This is a genomic window from Blautia sp. HCP3S3_G3, from assembly GCF_052063365.1.
Taxonomy (GTDB): domain Bacteria; phylum Bacillota; class Clostridia; order Lachnospirales; family Lachnospiraceae; genus Blautia_A.
Window position 1 is genome coordinate 1 of sequence record NZ_JBQHXR010000065.1, and the last position, 1,070, is coordinate 1,070.

Below are 1,070 nucleotides of genomic sequence, written 5' to 3' on the forward strand. Positions count from 1 at the left end.
TATGACTTCCTCCACGTATACATACCAAAGGAAAAAGGTGGCTCCAGTCATACGCTTCTGACATACAAACAGGGGCTTAAAACATTCCGGCAGTATGTGAATGATACTAAGGGCATACCCACAAACCGTTTTGAATTTAAGGATTGTACCTATGATTTTCTTCTGGATTACCGGAATCATCTTCATGATGTAAAAAATTTAAAAGAGAGTACGGTCAACAATAAGCTTGCATCCATAAAATCGTATATAGGATATGCATCTGCAAGGAATATAAGCCTACAGCAGTATGCCTTTTCCATTGAACAGGTTCCGTATTACAGTGAACCAAAGGAACATCAGCCTATCATTGAGAATGTTGATGCACTTTCAGCTCTTCTTCATATGCCGTCCAATACCAGAAAGGGACTGCGGGATAAAATTATCCTGTCCGTGCTGTATGACAGCGCAATGAGGGTAGATGAACTTGTTTCACTGAATGTCAGGGACGTGTGCCTTGACCATGAAGATGTACGCCTGCGGATCCATGGAAAGGGAAACAAGGAACGCTGCGTGGTAATGGATTCGAAAACCTCAGCTCTTATCAGGCAGTATGCCGGGGAATTCCATCCTGACAGGGATCCTTCTGCACCATTTATATATACTGTTGTTGGTGGAAATCGGAAACACATGACGGTTCGCAATGTACAAAAACTCATCAAAAAGTATTCAGATAAGGTAAGGGAAAAATATGAGTTGCCGGAATCCGTATCACCACATACCCTAAGACGTACACGGGGAACAAATTTATACAGGGATGGAGTGGATCTTGCCGCAATATCTGTATTACTTGGGCATGCAGACATGAAGACAACACGGGATCACTATACCTCTCCGTCCATTGAGCAGATGAGGGAAATCGCCAACAGGAGGACAGACGCTATTCCGGAAGAGGAGCCACTATGGCCAGATGATGAAGAGGAACTGTCCAGAATCCTTGGCCTGGACTAAGGGTTTTATACGAACTTTCTGATGCAGGAATACTGATATTCAGGTCATTCCTGCCAGAATGGTTCGTATAAGGGCAGAGTTCG

The 1,070-nt window shown here is 43.7% G+C and carries 1 protein-coding gene; it reads left to right on the plus strand.

Features of this window, described 5'->3' with window-relative positions; translation table 11 throughout:
- Window positions 1-987: tyrosine-type recombinase/integrase (locus ACTNEW_RS16270; RefSeq protein WP_441062855.1), on the plus strand; the 987-nt coding region annotated here is incomplete at its 5' end.
- Window positions 988-1,070 lie beyond the last annotated feature (83 nt).